Annotated in this window: 20 protein-coding genes; 6 read left to right on the forward strand and 14 right to left on the reverse strand. The window is 56.0% G+C overall.

All coding sequences use genetic code 11. The features are described from left to right. Window positions 1–163 precede the first annotated feature (163 nt). From C5687_RS14535 to C5687_RS14545, 3 genes are all read left to right on the forward strand, one after another. On the forward strand, window positions 164–1,153 hold the full coding sequence (locus C5687_RS14535; RefSeq protein WP_025758814.1) for a sulfate ABC transporter substrate-binding protein: 990 nt from the start codon (window positions 164–166) through the stop codon (window positions 1,151–1,153). Between the two features lie 107 nt (window positions 1,154–1,260). Further along, window positions 1,261–2,004 carry a CDP-diacylglycerol diphosphatase gene (locus tag C5687_RS14540; RefSeq protein WP_104557197.1) on the forward strand — a complete coding sequence of 248 codons (744 nt, stop codon included), beginning with the start codon at window positions 1,261–1,263 and terminating at the stop codon, window positions 2,002–2,004. 73 nt (window positions 2,005–2,077) lie between these two features. Next, a complete protein-coding gene (locus C5687_RS14545) occupies window positions 2,078–3,382 on the forward strand; it encodes an SLC13 family permease (protein WP_047959722.1) in 1,305 nt (434 codons plus the stop codon). Between the two features lie 47 nt (window positions 3,383–3,429). On the opposite strand, the gene tpiA is transcribed toward C5687_RS14545, so the two are convergent. Together tpiA and C5687_RS14555 are read right to left on the reverse strand one after the other, a co-directional pair. Next, window positions 3,430–4,197 carry a triose-phosphate isomerase gene (tpiA, locus tag C5687_RS14550; RefSeq protein ID WP_006808674.1) on the reverse strand — a complete coding sequence of 256 codons (768 nt, stop codon included), beginning with the start codon at window positions 4,195–4,197 and terminating at the stop codon, window positions 3,430–3,432. Between the two features lie 111 nt (window positions 4,198–4,308). After that, a complete protein-coding gene (locus C5687_RS14555) occupies window positions 4,309–4,905 on the reverse strand; it encodes a DUF1454 family protein (RefSeq protein WP_094919447.1) in 597 nt (198 codons plus the stop codon). Between the two features lie 112 nt (window positions 4,906–5,017). Between C5687_RS14555 and C5687_RS14560 the strand changes: the two genes are divergently transcribed. Continuing rightward, entirely contained in the window at window positions 5,018–5,437 is a 420-nt protein-coding gene (locus C5687_RS14560) for a DUF805 domain-containing protein (protein WP_104557198.1), read from the forward strand. Here the strand turns inward: C5687_RS14560 and fpr are convergent, their stop codons facing one another. The 4 genes from fpr to C5687_RS14580 form a co-directional block, all read right to left on the reverse strand. After that, on the reverse strand, window positions 5,438–6,184 hold the full coding sequence (fpr, locus tag C5687_RS14565) for a ferredoxin--NADP(+) reductase (protein WP_025758821.1): 747 nt from the start codon (window positions 6,182–6,184) through the stop codon (window positions 5,438–5,440). Between the two features lie 96 nt (window positions 6,185–6,280). Next, window positions 6,281–7,291: a class II fructose-bisphosphatase gene (glpX, locus tag C5687_RS14570; RefSeq protein WP_047959720.1), complete on the reverse strand. Its 1,011-nt coding sequence runs from the start codon at window positions 7,289–7,291 to the stop codon at window positions 6,281–6,283. A 123-nt stretch (window positions 7,292–7,414) separates the two neighbouring features. After that, on the reverse strand, window positions 7,415–8,923 hold the full coding sequence (glpK, locus tag C5687_RS14575) for a glycerol kinase GlpK (RefSeq protein ID WP_014885706.1): 1,509 nt from the start codon (window positions 8,921–8,923) through the stop codon (window positions 7,415–7,417). Between the two features lie 21 nt (window positions 8,924–8,944). Next, the gene (locus tag C5687_RS14580) at window positions 8,945–9,790 is read right to left on the reverse strand and encodes an MIP/aquaporin family protein (RefSeq protein ID WP_014885705.1); all 846 of its coding nucleotides are present in this window, start codon (window positions 9,788–9,790) and stop codon (window positions 8,945–8,947) included. A gap of 399 nt (window positions 9,791–10,189) precedes the next feature. Between C5687_RS14580 and zapB the strand changes: the two genes are divergently transcribed. Continuing rightward, window positions 10,190–10,429, forward strand: a complete 240-nt coding sequence (gene zapB, locus C5687_RS14585) for a septal ring assembly protein ZapB (protein ID WP_008501806.1) — start codon at window positions 10,190–10,192, stop codon at window positions 10,427–10,429. A gap of 585 nt (window positions 10,430–11,014) precedes the next feature. Here zapB and rraA read toward each other — a convergent pair. The 7 genes from rraA to priA all read right to left on the reverse strand — a co-directional run bounded on the left by rraA (window position 11,015) and on the right by priA (window position 18,976). Next, on the reverse strand, window positions 11,015–11,500 hold the full coding sequence (gene rraA, locus C5687_RS14590) for a ribonuclease E activity regulator RraA (RefSeq protein ID WP_045285714.1): 486 nt from the start codon (window positions 11,498–11,500) through the stop codon (window positions 11,015–11,017). 92 nt (window positions 11,501–11,592) lie between these two features. Continuing rightward, window positions 11,593–12,513: a 1,4-dihydroxy-2-naphthoate polyprenyltransferase gene (gene menA / locus C5687_RS14595; protein WP_047959719.1), complete on the reverse strand. Its 921-nt coding sequence runs from the start codon at window positions 12,511–12,513 to the stop codon at window positions 11,593–11,595. Between the two features lie 68 nt (window positions 12,514–12,581). Continuing rightward, the gene (gene hslU, locus C5687_RS14600) at window positions 12,582–13,916 is read right to left on the reverse strand and encodes an HslU--HslV peptidase ATPase subunit (protein ID WP_025758829.1); all 1,335 of its coding nucleotides are present in this window, start codon (window positions 13,914–13,916) and stop codon (window positions 12,582–12,584) included. Window positions 13,917–13,925: 9 nt separating this feature from the next. Next, on the reverse strand, window positions 13,926–14,456 hold the full coding sequence (hslV, locus tag C5687_RS14605) for an ATP-dependent protease subunit HslV (RefSeq protein ID WP_008501802.1): 531 nt from the start codon (window positions 14,454–14,456) through the stop codon (window positions 13,926–13,928). Window positions 14,457–14,550: 94 nt separating this feature from the next. Beyond that, window positions 14,551–15,543 (reverse strand): cell division protein FtsN, encoded by a 993-nt coding sequence (ftsN, locus tag C5687_RS14610; RefSeq protein ID WP_104557199.1) that lies wholly within the window; start codon window positions 15,541–15,543, stop codon window positions 14,551–14,553. A gap of 93 nt (window positions 15,544–15,636) precedes the next feature. Then, entirely contained in the window at window positions 15,637–16,662 is a 1,026-nt protein-coding gene (gene cytR / locus C5687_RS14615) for a DNA-binding transcriptional regulator CytR (protein ID WP_104557200.1), read from the reverse strand. A 118-nt stretch (window positions 16,663–16,780) separates the two neighbouring features. After that, entirely contained in the window at window positions 16,781–18,976 is a 2,196-nt protein-coding gene (gene priA, locus C5687_RS14620) for a primosomal protein N' (RefSeq protein ID WP_104557201.1), read from the reverse strand. A 200-nt stretch (window positions 18,977–19,176) separates the two neighbouring features. Here priA and rpmE point away from each other — a divergent pair, with 200 nt between their 5' ends. Then, entirely contained in the window at window positions 19,177–19,389 is a 213-nt protein-coding gene (rpmE, locus tag C5687_RS14625) for a 50S ribosomal protein L31 (protein WP_003862040.1), read from the forward strand. 48 nt (window positions 19,390–19,437) lie between these two features. Here rpmE and metJ read toward each other — a convergent pair whose 3' ends face one another. Further along, on the reverse strand, window positions 19,438–19,755 hold the full coding sequence (gene metJ / locus C5687_RS14630) for a met regulon transcriptional regulator MetJ (RefSeq protein WP_003862042.1): 318 nt from the start codon (window positions 19,753–19,755) through the stop codon (window positions 19,438–19,440). Window positions 19,756–19,938 lie beyond the last annotated feature (183 nt).

The following is a 19,938-nucleotide window of genomic DNA, read 5'->3' on the forward strand; positions in this document are numbered from 1 at the left end:
TGTTTGCTCCCTCTCCCGTGGGAGAGGGCTTGGGTGAGGGCATCAGGCCACTTGTCCACTATTTATTCCTCAAAGTTATAGCCAATCTTTTTTTATTCTTTAATCCTCGATTCCGTTTCTGGCACGCTGCAATCATCAAAACACTACACAAGAGAGCTGGGCGATGAATAAATGGGGCGTGGGTTTAACATTATTGCTGGCATCGACCAGCGTTCTGGCTAAGGACATCCAGTTACTGAACGTGTCATACGACCCGACGCGTGAGCTGTACGAGCAATACAACAAAGCGTTTGCGGCGCACTGGAAGCAGGAAACCGGCGACAACGTGGTGGTTCGCCAGTCTCACGGTGGGTCCGGTAAACAGGCGACCTCCGTCATCAACGGTATTGAAGCCGACGTGGTGACTCTCGCGCTGGCCTACGATGTCGACGCTATTGCCGAGCGTGGCCGCATCGACAAAAACTGGATCAAACGCCTGCCGGATAACTCCGCACCATACACATCGACCATTGTTTTCCTCGTGCGTAAAGGCAACCCAAAACAGATCCACGACTGGAACGACCTGATCAAACCTGGCGTGTCAGTGATCACCCCGAACCCGAAAAGTTCTGGCGGCGCGCGCTGGAACTACCTGGGCGCGTGGGGCTACGCACTGCATCACAACAATGGCGACCAGGCCAAAGCGCAGGAGTTCGTGAAAGCGCTGTATAAAAACGTTGAGGTGCTGGACTCCGGCGCGCGTGGCGCCACCAACACCTTCGTCGAGCGTGGAATTGGCGACGTGCTGATTGCATGGGAAAACGAAGCCCTGCTGGCCACCCACGAACTGGGCAAAGATAAATTCGAGATTGTGACCCCAAGCGAGTCGATTCTGGCAGAGCCGACCGTCTCTGTGGTCGATAAGGTGGTTGAGAAAAAAGATACCAAAGCGGTGGCAGAAGCTTACCTGAAGTATCTCTACTCACCAGAAGGGCAGGAAATTGCGGCGAAAAACTTCTATCGCCCACGCGATCCTGCGGTGGCGAAGAAATACGAAACTGTCTTCCCTAAACTGAAACTCTTCACCATTGATGACGTGTTCGGTGGCTGGACGAAAGCGCAGAAAGAGCACTTCTCTAACGGCGGCACCTTCGACCAGATCAGCCAGCGCTAAAAATCCATCAATGACACGGTTACCCGGCGTGAGAAATCCGCCGGGTTTTTTATTTGGTCATCATTTTGCGTTACTCTTTTGCCTCAATCGAAAACAGGGAACGCGTTGTGAAAAAAATTATCTTACTGATCCTGATTGTTATCGCCCTTGCCGCGGGTGGCGTGTACTGGATGAAAGCGGGTAATCCGAATGCGTTGCGACATATCGTTCTCGACCAGTGTGTGCCGAATCAGATCCAGCACCGTAATCCGGCGCCGTGTGCGCAGGTGAAAACAGATGCAGGCTACGTGGTGTTTAAAGACCGCAACGGGCCGCTGCAGTATCTGCTGATGCCAACCTACCGCATCAACGGCACCGAAAGTCCGCTGTTGACCGAACCTCATACGCCGAACTTTTTCTGGCTGGCCTGGCAGTCGCGAAGCTTTATGACCCTGAAGCGCGGATCCGAGGTGCCTGACAGCGCCATTTCGCTGACGATTAACGCCCCGACGGGCCGTACGCAGAATCATTTCCATATTCATATCTCCTGCCTGCGCCCGGACGTGCGCGAAAAGCTCAATGCGTCTCAGGGAGAAATCACCACCCAGTGGCTCCCGCTCCCGGGCGGGCTGGAAGGGCATGAATATCTTGCTCGTCGGGTGACGGAGAATGAACTGGTCCAGCGCAGCCCGTTTATGATGCTGGCAGAAGAGTTGCCCGAAGCGCGTGACCATATGGGGCGCTTCGCGCTGGCGATGGCGCAGCAGTCGGATGGTTCGTTTGTTTTGCTGGCGACGGAGCGCAACCTGCTGATGCTGAACCGCGCATCGGCGGAGGAATTGCAGGATCATCAATGCGATATCCTGAAGTAACCCCACCATAAATAGCGTTTACTCAACCTGCCTGTCGCCGTAGACTTGCTGAAAAATTCTACAGGAGACAGGTATGTCGCTCTGGTCAACGTATCCTCTGTTGCTGCCCTCGCTGATCGTTGGCGTCACCATCGTGCTATGGGCGACGTCGCTCTTGCCGGAGTTTATCACCGCGCTGCTGTTCTTCACCGCAGCGATGACGGCGAAAATTGCTCCACCTGAGGTTATCTTCGGCGGTTTTGCCTCGTCGGCTTTCTGGCTGGTGTTCAGCGGTTTTGTGCTCGGCGTGGCGATCCGCAAAACCGGGCTGGCGGACAGGGCCGCCCGGGCGCTGTCCGCAAAGCTCACCGACTCCTGGGTATTGATGGTGGCGAGCGTGGTGCTGCTGAGCTACGCGCTGGCGTTTGTTATGCCGTCGAATATGGGGCGTATTGCGCTGCTGATGCCGATTGTCGCCGCGATGGCAAAGCGCGCCGGTATTGCTGACGGCTCCCGCGCCTGGTTTGGTCTGGCGCTGGCGGTGGGGTTCGGGACGTTTCAGCTTTCGGCGACGATCCTGCCTGCAAACGTCCCTAACCTGGTGATGAGCGGCGCGGCGGAAGGCTCGTACGGTATCCACCTGAACTATGTCCCGTATCTGCTGCTGCACACGCCGGTGCTGGGTATTCTCAAAGGCCTGATCCTGATTGGCCTTATCTGCTGGCTTTTTCCCGGTCATCCAAAACCCCCGAAGGAACAGACGTTATCTGAACCCATGGGCCGGGATGAAAAACGTCTTGCCTGGCTGCTGGCGATAGTGCTGGGGATGTGGGTGACGGAGAGCTGGCACGGCGTGGGGCCCGCGTGGACGGGGCTGGCGGCCTCGGTCATCGTTATGCTGCCGCGCGTGGGCTTTATCACCGGAGAGGAGTTTTCTGCCGGTGTGAATATGCGTACCTGTATCTATGTTGCCGGTATTCTGGGGCTGGCGATTGTCGTCACGCAAACCGGGATTGGAACGGCGGTGGGCGAGGCGTTGCTCCGCATTATGCCGCTGGATGCAGAGAGACCGTTCACCAGCTTCCTGGCGCTGACCGGTATTACCACCGCGCTCAACTTTATTATGACCGCCAACGGCGTTCCGGCGCTGTATACCACCCTGGCGCAGAGTTTTTCGGATGCGACAGGTTTCCCTTTGCTGTCAGTGATCATGATCCAGGTACTGGGTTATTCCACGCCGCTCTTGCCGTATCAGGCGTCGCCGATTGTGGTGGCGATGGGGTTAGGGAAGGTGCCTGCAAAGGCGGGGATGGTGCTCTGTCTGGCGCTGGCAATTGTCACGTATCTGGTGCTGCTGCCGCTGGATTATCTGTGGTTTAGCGTTTTAGGTCGTTTGTAGCGATTTTGTAGGGCGGGTAAGCGCAAGCGCCACCCGCCACAACAGCATTACGCCTGTTTAGCCGCTTCTGCCGCTTTAACGATCACCGCGAAAGCGTCAGCTTTCAGGGATGCACCGCCAACCAGCGCGCCATCGATGTCTGGCTGGGTGAACAGCTCAGCAGCGTTGGATGCGTTAACGGAACCGCCGTACTGGATAATCACTTGCTCAGCCACTTTCGCGTCGGCTTTGGCAATGTGATCACGGATGAATTTGTGAACCGCCTGAGCCTGCGCAGGGGTAGCTGATTTACCGGTACCGATCGCCCAGACTGGCTCGTATGCGATGACCGCACCTTCGAACGCTGCCGCGCCCTGGGTTTTCAGCACCGCGTCGATCTGACGTGCGCAGACTTCTTCGGTTTTGCCTGCTTCGTTTTCTGCTTCGGTTTCACCGATGCACAGAACCGGAATCAGACCCTGCTCTTTCAGCACAGCGAATTTCTTCGCGATGAACTCGTCTGATTCTTTGTGGTAGGTGCGACGCTCAGAGTGGCCGATGATGATGTATTTCGCGCCGATATCTTTCAGCATTTCAGCGGACGTTTCACCGGTGAACGCGCCGGACAGGTTAACGTCAACGTTCTGCGCGCCCAGTACGATGTGGCTGCCGTCAGCGGCACGTTTAGCCAGATCCAGGTACATATCCGGCGGAGCGATAGCAACCGCACAGCCCGTCACGCCAGCCAGCTCTTTACGCAGGTTCGCAACCAGCTCGTTTACCATGTGGCGGCTGCCGTTCAGTTTCCAGTTACCCATCACTAAAGGATGTCGCATTTCAATTCTCCACGCTAAATAAGCGAATTAAGGAATATGGCCACCCTGACGGGCAGCATGGTCTGTGAATCAGTATAGAGATTTTCCCCCGAAAGGCTTTGCTTTTTGTCATTAATTCGCCCCGCCGAGGGTGTCAGATAGTGCCAGCTTAATCGGTTCAACTGCGAAGGTCAGTCCTTTTTCGCCGTTATCCGCCACAACATAGCGAATCGCGCCTTCGGTATCGGCGTAGTAACGCTTGTTCTTACCGGCAGTGAGGAGTTTTTGCAGCTTTTGCTGGCTCTGTTTTTTCGTCAGCGCAGGGGTAAAAGCCTGCAACACAGCGCTCATATACTCCAGCGCCTTTGCCTTAGCGGCTTTCTGCTCCGGCCCCTGTATCGGCAGCCAGGTGATTTGCATGCTTTTGATTTTTAACGTACCGCGCTCCAGCGCTGTGGAGGCATACAAATTCTCGTTAATCTTGCTGGCTGCACGGGTCAGGGTCGGGGTATCGCGGGAACCATCAATGGCGCGAAATTCATCCAGCGGCAGCGTTGGGTTGGCCTGATTGAAGGTTTCACGAAACTGGCTGATGGACTGATCGAACGACGGCGCACCCGCCAGCAGATACGGTGCGGTGGTCGGGGCCGTCGTTTCAGCGGCGTGCAGGGGAAAACCCGCGCTGAGCAGTGCTAAACACAGGAAGAGATAACGTGCCGAACTTTTCATCAACATTGCCCCTGGCCGTAAGTGCTCATGATTAAAACGATATCTGGTCGGCTTGTCAAAAGGTCACAACTCCAGGGTAAAATGCGCGCAATACGATAATAAGGAACCTTACATGACCATACAGCAGTGGCTGTTTTCATTCAAAGGGCGTATTGGACGCCGTGATTTCTGGATCTGGATGGTGACGTGGGTTGTCGCCATGCTGCTTCTGTTTTTTGTTGCTTATAACGCCTGGCTAAGCACGCAAACGGCGGCCTTTGCGCTGGTCTGCCTGCTATGGCCAACGGCCGCCGTGGTGGTGAAACGTCTGCACGATCGTGGTCGTTCCGGCGCGTGGGCATTTCTGATTATTCTGGCGTGGATGCTGGTGGCAGGAAACTGGGCGATGCTGCCGTCCATCCTGCCGTGGGTGGTGGGCAGGCTGCTGCCGTCGGTCATATTCGTGATGATGGTTATCGATCTGGGCGCGTTTATTGGCACCCAGAGCGAAAACAAATACGGTAAATATACCGGTGAGGTGAAGTACCGCTGATCACCAGTAGTGTTCAGCAGTCATATGACCCGGCCGGCGGCGAAGGTGTTTCGTCATCTGCCGGGTATCCTTCAGAAGCTGCTGTGTGTCGCGCACCATCTGCGGGTTGCCACACAGCATCACGTGGCTGGTTTCGGCGCTCATTGGCAAACCCACTGCCTCTTCCAGGGCACCACTTTCAATTAACGCTGGTACGCGGCCAGTCAGCGTTCCTGCTACGGTTTCGCGGCTGACCACCGTCTGAATCTTTAACTTTCCGCCATACTGCTGTTCCAGCGCCTGCATCTGCGGCAAATAGCTCAAGTCTGCAGCGTAGCGCGCAGCGTGAACCAGCACGATGTTTTTAAAGCGTTCCAGGTCTTTGCCGTACTGCAGAATAGAGAGGTAGGGGCCAATGGCCGTACCGGTGGCCAGCATCCAGAGGGTGTCACAGTCAGGGATTTCCTCGAGCACAAAGAAGCCGGCGGCTTCACTCACAATTTGCACCTCGTCTCCGGGCTTAAGGGCGGCAAGGCGCGGGCTGAGTTTGCCGTCCGGAACGGTGACCAGATAAAACTCGAGGTCCGGGTTATCAGGGGCGTTAACGTATGAGTAGGCGCGCTGTACGCGCTCGCCGTCGACATCCAGCCCCAGCTTCGCAAATTGCCCGGCTTTAAACGGGTGGACGGGAGCATGCAGGGTGAGACTAAATAGCGCATCGGTCCAGAACTGTATTTTTGTGACTTTACCTGTTACCCAGTCCGCCATGATCTTCTCCTGTGCTGTTTCTCTGTTCTATCTTCCGTACTTACCGGGGAGATTTCCAGCCCCTTTGGGCCGGAAAGCTCTATCGATCAAACGGTTTTACAGAATGTGCGTCTGCACGTCCGGGTCTTTGCGGTCGAGATAGTGGATTGACTGAATGCGACGAATGGTGCGCGATTTACCGCGGATCAGCAGCGTTTCAGTGGTCGCCATATTGCCTTTGCGGGTAATGCCGTCCAGCAGGTCGCCTTTAGTAATACCGGTTGCCGAGAAGACAACATTATCGCTACGAGCCATCTCGTTCAGCGCGAGCACTTTATTGGCCTCGATACCCATCCCTTCGCAGCGTGCCAGCTCATTTTCCCCGATACGGCGGTTTTCTTCGCTGTCGCCTTTCACCTCATGACGTGGCAGCAGACGGGCCTGCATATCGCCATCCAGCGCGCGGATCACTGCCGCTGATACCACGCCTTCCGGCGCGCCTCCGATGCCGTACAGCACATCCACTTCGCTGTCTGGCATGCAGGTCAAAATGGAGGCGGCAACGTCGCCATCCGGAATGGCAAACACCCGCACGCCGAGCTTTTGCATCTGCGCGATGGTGGCGTCGTGGCGCGGTTTGGCCAGAATAGTCACGGTAAGTTCGCTAAGGGGTTTGGCCAGCGCTTTGGCGATGTTGCGCAGGTTCTCTTCCAGCGGCAGGCTGAGGTCGATAGCGCCCTTCGCGCCAGGACCGACAATCAGCTTCTCCATATACATATCCGGCGCGTTGAGGAAGCAGCCTTTATCGCCTACAGCCAGCACCGCCAGGGCATTGGCCTGACCCATCGCCGTCATGCGGGTGCCTTCGATCGGGTCGACGGCGATATCCACGGCATCGCCGTTGCCGGTACCCACTTTTTCACCAATATAGAGCATCGGCGCTTCGTCGATCTCGCCTTCGCCGATCACGATAGTACCGTCGATGTTGACCTGGTTAAGCACAATGCGCATGGCATGGACGGCCGCGCCGTCTGCGGTATTTTTGTCACCACGACCCAGCCATTTATAGCCTGCAAGGGCGGCGGCTTCGGTGACGCGGGAAAACTCGATAGCAAGTTCACGTTTCATGAGGTACTCGTGCAATCAAAAGGAATTGCACGAAGTTTATCACAGAGTGGGGAGGGGCGAGGGGACCGGTGCGGGCCGGGCCCCTCACCCTGACCCTCTCCCCAGGGGAGAGGGAATATATGATTACTCGTCGTGCTCTTCCCACGCCAGGGCGCGTTTCACCGCTTTTTTCCAGCCGCTGTAACGGAAGTTACGTTCGGTGGTTTCGATGCCAGGGCGGAATTCGCGTTCGATAACCGCTTTTTCCTGCAGCTCGTCCAGGTTCTGCCAGAAGCCGACGGCCAGACCGGCAAGGTACGCCGCACCCAGCGCAGTGACTTCACGCACTTCAGGACGCTCCACGCGGGTGCCCAGAATGTCGGACTGGAACTGCATCAGGAAGTTGTTCGCCACCGCGCCGCCGTCCACGCGCAGGGCGTGCAGACGAATGCCGGAGTCCGCCTGCATCGCTTCCAGCACGTCACGCGTCTGGTAGGCGATGGATTCCAGGGTGGCGCGAATAATGTGGTTAGAATTCACACCACGCGTCAGGCCGAAAATCGCGCCGCGCGCATACGGGTCCCAGTACGGTGCGCCCAGACCGGTGAATGCAGGCACCACGTACACGCCGTTGGTGTCTTTCACTTTGGTCGCGAAGTACTCGGAGTCGAATGCATCGCTGATCAGCTTCATCTCGTCACGCAGCCACTGGATAGACGCACCGGCCATGAACACCGCACCTTCCAGGGCATAGTTCACTTCGCCGCGTGGGCCGCAGGCGATGGTGGTCAGCAGGCCGTTTTCTGATTTCACTGCTTTCTCGCCGGTGTTCATCAGCATAAAGCAGCCGGTGCCGTAGGTGTTCTTCGCCATCCCTTCCTTAACGCACAGCTGGCCGAACAGCGCCGCCTGCTGGTCACCGGCGATACCGGCGATAGGAATACGCGTACCGCCTTTACCGCCGATGTTGGTCTGGCCGTACACTTCAGAAGACTTGCGCACTTCAGGCAGCATCGCGCGTGGGATATCCAGCGCGTCCAGCATCTTGTCATCCCACTCCAGGGTGTTGATGTTGAACAGCATGGTACGCGAGGCGTTGGTGTAGTCGGTGACATGAACGCGTCCCTGGGTCATCTTCCAGATAAGCCAGGTATCGACGGTGCCGAACAGCAGCTCACCGCGTTTTGCACGCTCGCGTGACCCTTCCACGTGGTCGAGGATCCACTTCACTTTGGTGCCGGAGAAATACGGGTCAACCACCAGACCCGTGGCGCTGCGGACGTACTCTTCCATGCCATCACGCTTCAGCTGCTCGCAGATCTCAGAAGTACGACGGCACTGCCAGACGATGGCGTTGTAAATCGGTTTTCCGGTTTCACGCTCCCAGACAATCGTTGTTTCACGCTGGTTGGTGATACCAATTGCGGCGATCTCGTCGGAACTGATATCGGCTTTCGCCAGCACTTCGACCAGCGTGGAGCTTTGTGATGCCCAAATCTCCATCGGGTCGTGTTCTACCCAGCCTGGACGAGGATAAATTTGTTCAAATTCGCGCTGTGACACGCTGACGATGTTCGCGTCATGATCCATTACGACAGCGCGGGAGCTGGTAGTGCCCTGGTCGAGCGCAACGATATATTTTTTTTCGGTCATGGTATGTGTCCCGTAGTCAGATTACAGCGAAGCTTTTTGTTGTGCGGTAGAAGTCGTCTCCTTCTCCTCTTCCACACAGGTGTCGCACGGTAAGTGGCGACCAATTAATTTGCGGTAGCTAAATGCGCCCAGCGCAGCCCCGACAACCGGCGCAAACAGCGGTACCAGGAAGTAAGGAATGTCTTTGCCACCGGTAAAGGCGACGTCGCCCCAACCTGCGATAAAGGCGAACGCTTTCGGTCCGATATCACGCGCCGGGTTCATCGCGAATCCGGTCAGTGGGCCCATGGATGCGCCAATTACCGCAATCAGCAGACCAATCAGCAGAGGAGCCAGCGGGCCGCGCGGAATGCCGTTTCCGTCGTCGGTCAGCGCCAGGATTACGCCCATCAGAATAGCGGTAATCACCATTTCAACTGCGAATGCCTGCACAAAATTGATATGCGGGTTTGGATAGGTTGAGAAGATGCCTGCCAGATCCAGACTTTCGACGCTGCCGCGCACCATATGATGCGTCTGTTCGAAGTCGATGAAAAGATTGTAATAAAGCCCGTAAACTAACGCCGCTGCGCAAAACGCGCCGGCAAACTGAGAAAGAATGAAAGGAACAACTTTGCGTCCGTCGAAGCACGCGAACAGCCACAGTGCGATAGTCACCGCCGGGTTAAGATGTGCACCAGAAACCCCTGCAGTCAGGTAGATGGCCATCGCCACGCCCAGACCCCAGATGATACTGATTTCCCACTGACCAAAACTGGCACCCGCCACTTTCAGTGCAGCGACACAACCCACTCCGAAGAATATCAACAACCCGGTACCAAGGAACTCGGCAATGCACTGGCCTTTTAAGGTTGATGTCTGACTCATAATCGGAATCCTGAAGAAATTGATGTTTATTGTTAGCATGGCCGCCCGTGACAGCCACGATGTCCTGTAGACATAGTGTTAATTTATCGTTAACGAGCAAAAACGAGAAATATCGAAATCAAAATGTGTGGTCTGTGTCAATAAAATGAGCGTTTTCGCGCCATAAAGCACATTTTTACAACAGCGCCGGAATGTGAGCTGAATCATTTCATTAACGAATGAGTTAACAATTTAGGGGTATATGACGTGAACGCACCAGGACCAGACCTAAAAGTGTTGCAAACCGCGATCTGCGCGGTGTGTCGCTGGACACAGAGCGCCGCGCTCCATACAATCGATGGAATATGTCGTGCGCGTTTATGTTAAAGCGTCGCCTTGCAATTCAGGAGAGGTAGCATCATGTCTTTAGAAGTGTTTGAGAAACTGGAATCGAAAGTACAGCAGGCGATTGACACCATCACGCTGCTGCAGATGGAAATTGAAGAGCTGAAAGAGAAGAACAACAGCCTGGCGCAGGAAGTTCAGAATGCGCAGCACAGCCGCGAAGAACTGGAGCGCGAAAACAACCAGCTGCGCGAGCAGCAGAACGGCTGGCAGGATCGCCTGCAGGCGCTGCTGGGACGTATGGAAGAAGTCTGATTCCCATAGAGAAGAACAGAGTAGGCCGGGTCAGGCGAAGCCGCCACCCGGCTTTTTTTATAGTTTTCGCTCACTGACATCAAACCATAAAAAAGGCCGCCAATGGCGGCCTTAACGCTACTTGTCCTGCGCTGTCATAGCATAAGCAACAAACCCACCAGGTTCATCACTCTTTACCACGAGTACGCTGGCGACAATGAACGCGATACATAAATAGCGTTTCATTATGCGGTCCCTGCAGCTAACCGCTCCACCGTTCACCACCGGTGATAAGTCGGTGGACACAAGCCCTGGCGTGGGCTGCTTTACGGTTGTGAATATACCTTTCCCTGGACCGATGCCCATTTGCGAGATGGCGGAAAGGGACGCTGCATCATAGTTAACATCAGCCTCGCCGTTAAGATGTGCAAATAAAATTAAGATTTTATAAAGAGTCTGAGGGATTGCCTGCCGCTTATTGAGGGGTATGATAAAAGTCCCTGGTGTGGAGCTGTAAATTCTCCCAACGGACCGCGAATCCCGAGGGACAAAAAAACCGCCACATTGTTGTTGGCGGTTTTTTTATGGTTCACGCTGACTGTTTTACTACTCAATATCCAGCGGATCTTCGGACAGGATAATGCCGGTATTATCGGCGTAGAGATGGTCCCCGGAGAAGAAGGTCACGCCGCCGAAGTTAACGCGCACGTCGCTTTCGCCGATGCCGTCACCTGCCGCACCTACCGGAATCGCCGCAATGGCCTGAATCCCGATATCCAGCTCCTCCAGATCGTCCACCTGGCGCACGGAACCGTACACCACAAGGCCTTCCCACTCATTCTGGACGGCAATGCCGGCCAGCTCTGCATCAATCAAGGCGCGCCGCACGGAACCGCCGCCGTCGATCACCAGAACGCGGCCGCGGCCGTTCTGTTCGAGCAGATCGTACAGCAACCCGTTATCCTCGAAACATTTCACCGTGACGATTTGACCGCCAAACGACGACCGCCCACCAAAGTTGGAGAATAACGGTTCAACGACGTTGACATCTTCCTGGTAGATGTCACAAAGCTCGGAGGTATCGTATTTCATAGGGTTAACGCTCAGTTGCTGCGAATGTGTTCAGTATATCGTGCGAAATGCGTTGTTGGCAAAATCATCAATTGTTAATTGATATTTGTCAGCTAACGCAGCGTCTGGCTTAAGACAATCCCGATGACGAACAACAGGTTAGTCAGCAGCGCGCCTTTTACCGTGCGCTCCAGCATCGGCGGCATGGCAGCCGGGCTGCGTTCACGCATGACAAAGCGGGCCTGGTTAATCAACAGCGGCGCGGCAAGCAAAAACAGCCAGCCCCACAGACTGTGCAGGGAAATCAGGTTGAACAGCGCGAGGCAGACCAGGGCACCCAGCAGCAGGCAGGCATGGTAGCGACGCGCATTCACTGGCCCCAGACGGACCGCCAGGGTGTTTTTGCCGTTCTCGCGATCGCTGTCGATGTCGCGCAGGTTGTTGATGTTGAGCACTGCTGTCGCCAGCAGACCGCAGGCGGTCGCGGGCAGGAACAGGGCCGGGATCACCGTATGCGCCTGCAGATACCAGCTTCCCATCACGCTCAGCCAGCCGAAGAACACCAGCACGGAGATATCCCCGAGACCAATATAACCGTAGGGGCGCGTACCGACGGTATAGGTGATGGCGGCAATAATGGCCAATAGCCCCAGCACCAGGAAGCCAATAAAATCGCTGGTAGTATTAGACGCCACCGTCACCAGTGCCAGGCCGGATACGCAGATCAGCACCACGGTGATTATCAGCGCACGTTTCATCTGCGCCTGAGTAATCACCCCTTTTTGCATTCCACGCAGTGGCCCGATACGGTCCGGCTTGTCACTGCCTTTCACCGCATCGCCATAATCGTTGGCAAGGTTGGAGAGGATCTGCAGCAGACCCGCGGTAATCAATGCCAGTGCGGCCACCAGGGGATCAAAATAACCTTGCCACCAGGCAAGCGCCGTACCGACAATAATCGCGGCAAAGGCCAGAGGAAGGGTTTTAGGGCGCAAACTTTCGAGCCACGCCTGAGTACGGCTGATGTCAGTCATAAGTATTTAGCCAATAAAAATGGGGGCATTAGCCCCCATTAAACGTGATGAGAATGCAGTAACCGCGATTATAGGATAAAACGGCTCAGATCTTCATCTGCCACTAACGCATCCAGATGTTTACTCACATAGTCTGCGTCAATGGTAACGGTTTGACCGCTGAGGTCGCTCGCGTCATAAGAGATATCTTCCACCAGGCGTTCCAGCACGGTGTGCAGACGACGCGCGCCGATGTTCTCGGTGGTTTCGTTCACCTGCCATGCGGCCTGAGCAATACGCTTGATACCGTCTTCGGTGAATTCGAGGTTCACGCCTTCGGTCGCCATCAGCGCTTTGTACTGAACGGTAGCAGAAGCGTTTGGCTCGGTCAGAATACGTTCGAAATCTTCGGTGGTCAGCGCCTGCAGCTCAACGCGGATGGGCAGACGTCCCTGCAGTTCCGGGATCAGATCCGACGGGCTGGCGACCTGGAACGCACCTGAAGCGATAAACAGGATGTGGTCCGTTTTCACCATGCCGTGCTTGGTTGAGACGGTGCAGCCTTCCACCAGCGGCAGGAGGTCGCGCTGAACGCCTTCGCGGGAAACATCCGGGCCGGAACTGTTGCCGCCGCGCTTACAAATTTTGTCGATTTCGTCGATAAACACGATACCGTGCTGCTCAACCGCATCGATAGCGTCCTGCTTCAGCTCTTCCGGGTTCACCAGCTTCGCCGCTTCTTCTTCAATCAACAGCTTCATCGCGTCTTTGATTTTCAGCTTACGCGCTTTTTGCTTCTGACCGCCCAGGTTCTGGAACATGGACTGCAGCTGGCTGGTCATCTCCTCCATTCCCGGAGGCGCCATGATTTCCACACCCATTGGCGCGGCAGCGAGATCGATCTCAATCTCTTTGTCGTCCAGCTGACCTTCACGCAGTTTTTTACGGAACGCCTGACGTGCCGCAGACGGTTCAGCCTGCTGTTCAGCCTGGCCCCAGTTATTTTTCGCCGGTGGGATCAGCACGTCGAGAATGCGCTCTTCAGCCATCTCTTCTGCGCGATAGCGGTTTTTCTCAATCGCCTGGACGCGCACCATTTTGATCGCCGAATCGGTCAGATCGCGGATGATGGAGTCCACTTCTTTACCTACATAGCCCACTTCGGTGAACTTGGTGGCTTCCACTTTGATGAACGGCGCATTAGCCAGTTTTGCCAGGCGACGGGCGATCTCGGTTTTACCGACGCCGGTCGGGCCGATCATCAGAATGTTTTTTGGCGTCACTTCATGGCGCAGCTCTTCGTCGAGCTGCATGCGGCGCCAGCGGTTACGCAGGGCAATCGCCACGGAACGCTTCGCGTTGTCCTGGCCGATAATATGTTTGTCCAGTTCGCTGACAATTTCGCGTGGGGTCATTTCAGACATGGGAGATCCTTACGCTTTGGAGGTCAATTCTTCGATGGTGTGATTGTGGTTGGTATAGATGCAGATATCACCTGCAATATCCAACGCCTTCACCGCGATATCACGCGCGTTCATGTCGGTGTTCTCCAACAGCGCGCGGGCTGCAGCCTGGGCATAAGGGCCGCCAGAGCCGATGGCAATCAGGTCATTTTCCGGCTGAATCACGTCACCGTTACCGGTGATGATAAGCGAAGCGGTTTCATCGGCCACCGCCAGCAGCGCTTCGAGCTTGCGCAGCATGCGGTCGGTACGCCAGTCTTTTGCCAGCTCCACGGCGGCTTTCACCAGATGACCCTGGTGCATTTCCAGTTTACGTTCAAACAGTTCAAACAGCGTGAAGGCATCAGCCGTGCCGCCTGCAAAACCGGCGATCACTTTGTCGTTATAGAGACGACGCACTTTCTTCACGTTGCCTTTCATGACGGTATTACCCAGCGTGGCCTGGCCATCACCGGCGATTACCACATGGCCGTTACGGCGTACACTTACTATTGTTGTCACGAGCAGACCCCCTGGTTACAGAATCGGGAAACAGGAGCCCTGAGCCTGTGCCCAGGGCTGAATAGAATGATAGATGGGGGGGAATTTGGGGGTTTCAACCCCCGGATGCGAGTCGAATGCAGTTTGTGTGACCGGCGAGTTTCAAACGAGAAATGGTGCCATCGGCATTTTCTTTGCCTTTGACCGGACCAATCACCACGCGATTCCAGCCGTTATTGGTGGTAATTCGCGAGTCAAACCCTTCAAAAGCCAGCTGTGCACGCACCGTTTCCGCCTGCTCGGCGCCTTTGAACGAACCACACTGAACCATCCAGCGACGTTCGTCTTTTTTCTCTGCCGTCTGCTTAGGTGCTTCGGTCTCTTTGGTGATCGGCGCGGCCTGCTGCGTTTTCGGCTGCTGTGCGGTGGTATGCGCAGGCGTTTGCAGCAGATCCTGATACGGCTGAGCCGTCTGCTTCTGCGGCTGGGCCTTTGGCTGTTGCTGAGCAGTCTGGGACTGCGCCGTGCGCGTTTGCTGCTGGTACGGCTGTTCCGTGACTCGCGGCTGCGCTTTAGGCTGCTGTACCGGCTGGGTTTGCGCCCACTGCTGTTGCTGCTGCTGAATCTGCTGTTGCGCCTGACGTCGCTGCAGCGTCTGCTGGCGCTGTTCCGGCGTCTGCTCATTCCACGGCACTTCATTCAGCTGCGTTGGCTGCTGGCGCATATCGGCCTGCATTTGTGCCAGCAGCTGACGCTGTTCATCCGTCAGTTGATTCGCATTCTGCACTTCACCACCCGCAGAAGGTTCGGTTGGCGCACGTACCCCAGGCTGACGGCTTTCCAGCTCTTTGATATAGCGCCAGCGCTCTTCAGGCTTCGGAGGAAGGCCATTTCCGGCCACCTTACTGGCCTGAAGCGCCTCAGACTCTTCTTTTTTATGGTGCGTGATAAAGTACAGGCCACCAATAAAGGCGACGACTACAGCCGCAGCAATAGCGACCATTGCTGGCGAGACAGCAGGCAGGTTACGTTGCTTTTTCCTTGAGCTACTCTTTTTGCGTCGCGAAGGTGCCGGCTGGCCGCGACGTACATAATCTCGTTGTGCCACTATCGTTTCGCTGTATTTATTCGTTCGTCAGTCCGCCATGTTACTTAAGCGGCGGGGCTTTGACCAGATAAGGGTGTCCTAAAGACGTTTACTTTAAGTCAATGCCTGGGTCGTGCCACGGATAATCAGTTCGCAGTCCAGCAACCGTGAGCCGCTGCTAACTGTTTGACCGTGAAGCTGATCCAGCAGAAGAAGCATTGCTTCGCGGCCGATTTGGTAGCGCGGCTGAGAAACCGTTGAGAGCGGCGGATCGCAAAATTCTGAAAGCGAAATATTATCGAATCCGATGATGGATAAATCTTTCGGTATCCGCAGACCGCGACGTTTGGCGTACGAAAGCGCGCCCAGCGCCATCACATCGCTGTGACAAAATACGGCGGTTGGCGGCTCTGGCAGATCCAGCAGCCTTTCCAGCGCCTGTCCACCGGCTGCGAAGGTAAAGTCACCGCGCGCAATGTAGTGCGGATCGACGATGGCGCCGGTACGGCGCAGCGCCTGCACGTAGCCCTGCAGACGGTAGTGACACAGCGGCATCTCTTCCGGCCCGGCAATGCAGCCAATCCGTTTATGTCCCAGTTCCTGGAGATAGTTCACGGCGTTGAACGCGGCGGTGAGGTTATCGATATGGACCGTCGGCAGCTCCAGCTCGGGCGCAAACTCGTTGGCCATCACCATCGGCGGTAAATTCCGCTGTTCTTCAATACTGGCGTCGAACGGCAGGCGCGAGCCAAGCAGCAGCATACCGTCAATCTGCTTGGTGATAATGAGGTCGATAAAGGTTTTTTCTTGCTGGTTCTGGTGGGCACAGTCGCCAATCAGCACCAGGTAGCCCTGTTCCGCTGCGGTGACTTCAATTCCGCGAATAATCTCGCTGAAGAAGGGGTCGCAGATGTCCGGCACAATCACCAGAATGGTACGCGACTCGTTGCGCTTCACGTTACGCCCCATTGCCTGCGGAAAATAGCCCACTTCCAGCGCAGCCTGCTCCACCCGGTTACGGGTCGCCTGGGAGACTTTATCCGGGTTCATTAATGCGCGGGACACGGTTGCCGTTGAGACTTGTGCTTTCTCGGCAACGTCTTTCATGGTCGCCGCAGCAACCTCTTTCCTGGACTTCAACGTCTTCTCCTCGCCTGAACACCGAACTTCTGACGTCACCATTTTTACAGATAGTTAATGGAATCGGTTACAGAATTTTCATAAAAAGTGTGAGAGCGTTAAATTTTTCGATCCGCCTTCAGCCTTCGATGGGATCGACATCCAGAACCCACTTCACTTTTCGCGCTTCGGGCAGGGTGTTAATCAGCACCAGCGCGCCGCTGACGATATGCTGAAGACGAACCCGCGAGGGGTGCTGGAGCAAAATTTGCCAGCGAAAACGTCCCCCGCGCTTGGGGGCCAGCGCCGGAACCGGACCTAAAATCCACAGTTGATTATCCACCAGCGGGCTGGCCTGCAGGAGGTTTCTCAGCTGCTGCAGGAAAAGCGGCGCCTGCTGGTTGTTATGGTCTTCCGCGCGGATGATAACGTGGCTGGTCCACGGGGGAAGCTGCATGGTCTGGCGTTCGGCCAGCGCCTGCTCGGCGAAGGCGTCATAGCCTTTGTGCAACAGGGTTTGCAGCAACGGGTGCTCCGGGTGGTGCGTTTGCAGAACGACTTCTCCCTGCTTGCCGGCGCGCCCCGCTCGTCCCGCCACCTGGGTATAGAGCTGGGCAAAACGCTCGGCTGAGCGGAAATCGGCAGAGAACAGCGCGCCGTCCACATCCAGCAGGGCGACCAGCGTCACGTCCGGAAAGTGATGGCCTTTGGCTAGCATTTGGGTGCCAATCAGTATGCGTGCGCCTCCGCGATGCACTTCCGCCAGCTGCTGTTCCAGCGCCCCTTTGCGGCTGGTGGTATCTCTGTCGATACGGGAAATGGGCACATCCGGGAAGAAGGGGGCCAGAGCCTGTTCCAGCTGCTCCGTCCCCAGACCAACCGGCACAATATGCGTAGACCCGCACGAGGGGCACTGGCGCGGCACCGGGCGCTGGCTGTCGCAGTGGTGGCAGCGCAAATGACGCTGGGCCTGGTGGAAGGTGTAGTAATGGTCACAGCGCGGGCACTCGGCAATCCAGCCGCAGTCGTGGCACAGCAGGGCGGGGGCAAACCCGCGTCGGTTAAGGAACAGAATGACCTGGTTCCCCGCCTGCAAATGCTGGCGCATGCGGGTAATAAGCGCGGGCGCTAACCCTGCCTGCACCTGCTGACCTTTCAGATCCAGCACATGCTGAATGGCCGGACGGGCATTCCCCGCGCGGCGCGTCAGGCGCAGCATATGGTATTTACGCTGGCACACGTTGTGCAGCGTTTCGAGCGCAGGCGTGGCGGAGCCGAGAATAATGGGGATTTGCTCGCTGTGGGCGCGATAAACAGCCAGATCGCGGGCGTGATAGCGCCAGCCTTCCTGCTGTTTATAGGAGCTGTCGTGCTCTTCGTCGATCACGATAACGCCAAGGTTTTTAAACGGCGTAAACAGCGACGAGCGGGTGCCGATGACAATCGCCGCTTCGCCGTTCTTCGCTTTCAGCCAGGCGCTGAGCCGTTCGCTGTCGTTCAGACCGGAGTGCAGCACTTCAACCGGCGCATTGAAGCGTTCGCGAAAGCGGGCGATGGTTTGCGGCGTCAGGCCAATTTCTGGCACCATCACCAGCGCCTGCTTGCCCTGAGCGAGCACGTTTTCCAGCACGCTCAGGTAGACTTCGGTCTTGCCGGAGCCGGTGACCCCCGCCAGCAGCCAGGCAGAGAAATGGTCGGAGGCGCTATGGATCGCGCCGACGGCGGTGGCCTGCTCGGTATTCAGACGCAGGCGATCCCCTGAAACGGAGAAACGCTCCCGCCAGTCGTACAGGGCAGGTGCTTCGCTTGCCAGTTCGCTCAGCCCTTTCTTTCTTAAGGCCTGTAGCGCCGTTTCGCTGACCTCGAGCTCATCAACCTGGTGACGCCAGATTTTTCCCTGACGAAGGGCCGCCAGCGCCTGCTGCTGTTTCTGCGAGCGCTTCAGGCTGTTGATATCCACCGCCTGGCCCTGCTCGGTCGCAAACCAGTACCACATTGGCGCATGGCTGGCGCTCTTGCCCTGGCGCAGCATGATCGGCAGGGCGTGGAACAGAACGTCGCCAATCGGGTGATGATAATAATCCGCCGCCCACAGCAGCAGTCGCCAGGTGCTGATGGAGTAAACCGGCTCGTTGTCCAGCACTTCAACAATCGATTTCAGTTCGTTAAGCGGTAATTCGCTTTTATCGCTGACGGAGACGACGATCCCCACACGCTGCTGTTTGCCGAACGGCACGGTCACGCGACAGCCCGCTTTTGCGCTCATGCTGTCAGGCAGCAGGTAGTCAAAGGTGCGGGGAAGCGGAACGGGCAGGGCAACGTGAGCGACGGGCATCGAATCTTCCTGACTTGAAAAGTGGCGCGTTAGTATACACATTAGTGAAAGCGGCGTGCGGATCAGTTTGCATACGTTGGTCAAATTCTGTATGATTCGCCGCCTTTGGTGTACTTTACGCCAAAGAACTTACAATCAACATCGCGTGGTGTCTGGCGTTAGGGCTGGAAGAGCGACGCGGCCTTAACTGAGGTTCTCCCATGAAAAAAGATATTCACCCGAAATACGAAATGATTACTGCAAACTGCTCTTGCGGTAACTCTATCCAGATCCGCTCTACCGTGGGTCACGATCTGAACCTGGACGTGTGCGGCAAATGCCACCCGTTCTACACTGGTAAGCAGCGTGATGTTGCAACCGGTGGCCGTGTTGACCGCTTCAACAAGCGTTTCAGCATCCCGGGCGCTAAATAAGTTTCCCGAAAAAAAGGCACCGCAAGGTGCCTTTTTTGTATCCGCTTCTCAGTATTCCCACGTCTCCGGGTCAATACCCAGTTCACGCATGATCACCTTCGCCTCTTCCGGGATTTCGTCACTACGCTCTTTGCGCAGATCGTCATCGTTCGGCAACGGTTGACCGGTAAACGCATGCAGAAACGCTTCGCACAGCAGTTCGCTGTTGGTTGCGTGGCGCAGGTTGTTCACCTGACGACGCGTACGTTCATCGGTGAGGATCTTCAACACCTTCAGAGGAATGGAAACCGTAATTTTCTTTACTTGCTCACTCTTCTTACCGTGCTCAGCGTATGGGCTGATATATTCGCCGCTCCATTCAGCCATGAGATACCTTTAATCCTCTCAGTCATTTATCTAAAGGTGCAAAACCTGTAACCACCCGTTTTGAACCGCAATCTTGCCTAGTTTACCGTAGAGACGATACCGTGGCACGGATATTGCCGCTGCAGCGTGCACTAAAGCATATAATTTTAACGGCTATTTGCGCATTGCTCAATCTATACGCAA

The organism is Enterobacter sichuanensis, assembly GCF_002939185.1.
Taxonomy (GTDB): Bacteria; Pseudomonadota; Gammaproteobacteria; order Enterobacterales; family Enterobacteriaceae; genus Enterobacter; species Enterobacter sichuanensis.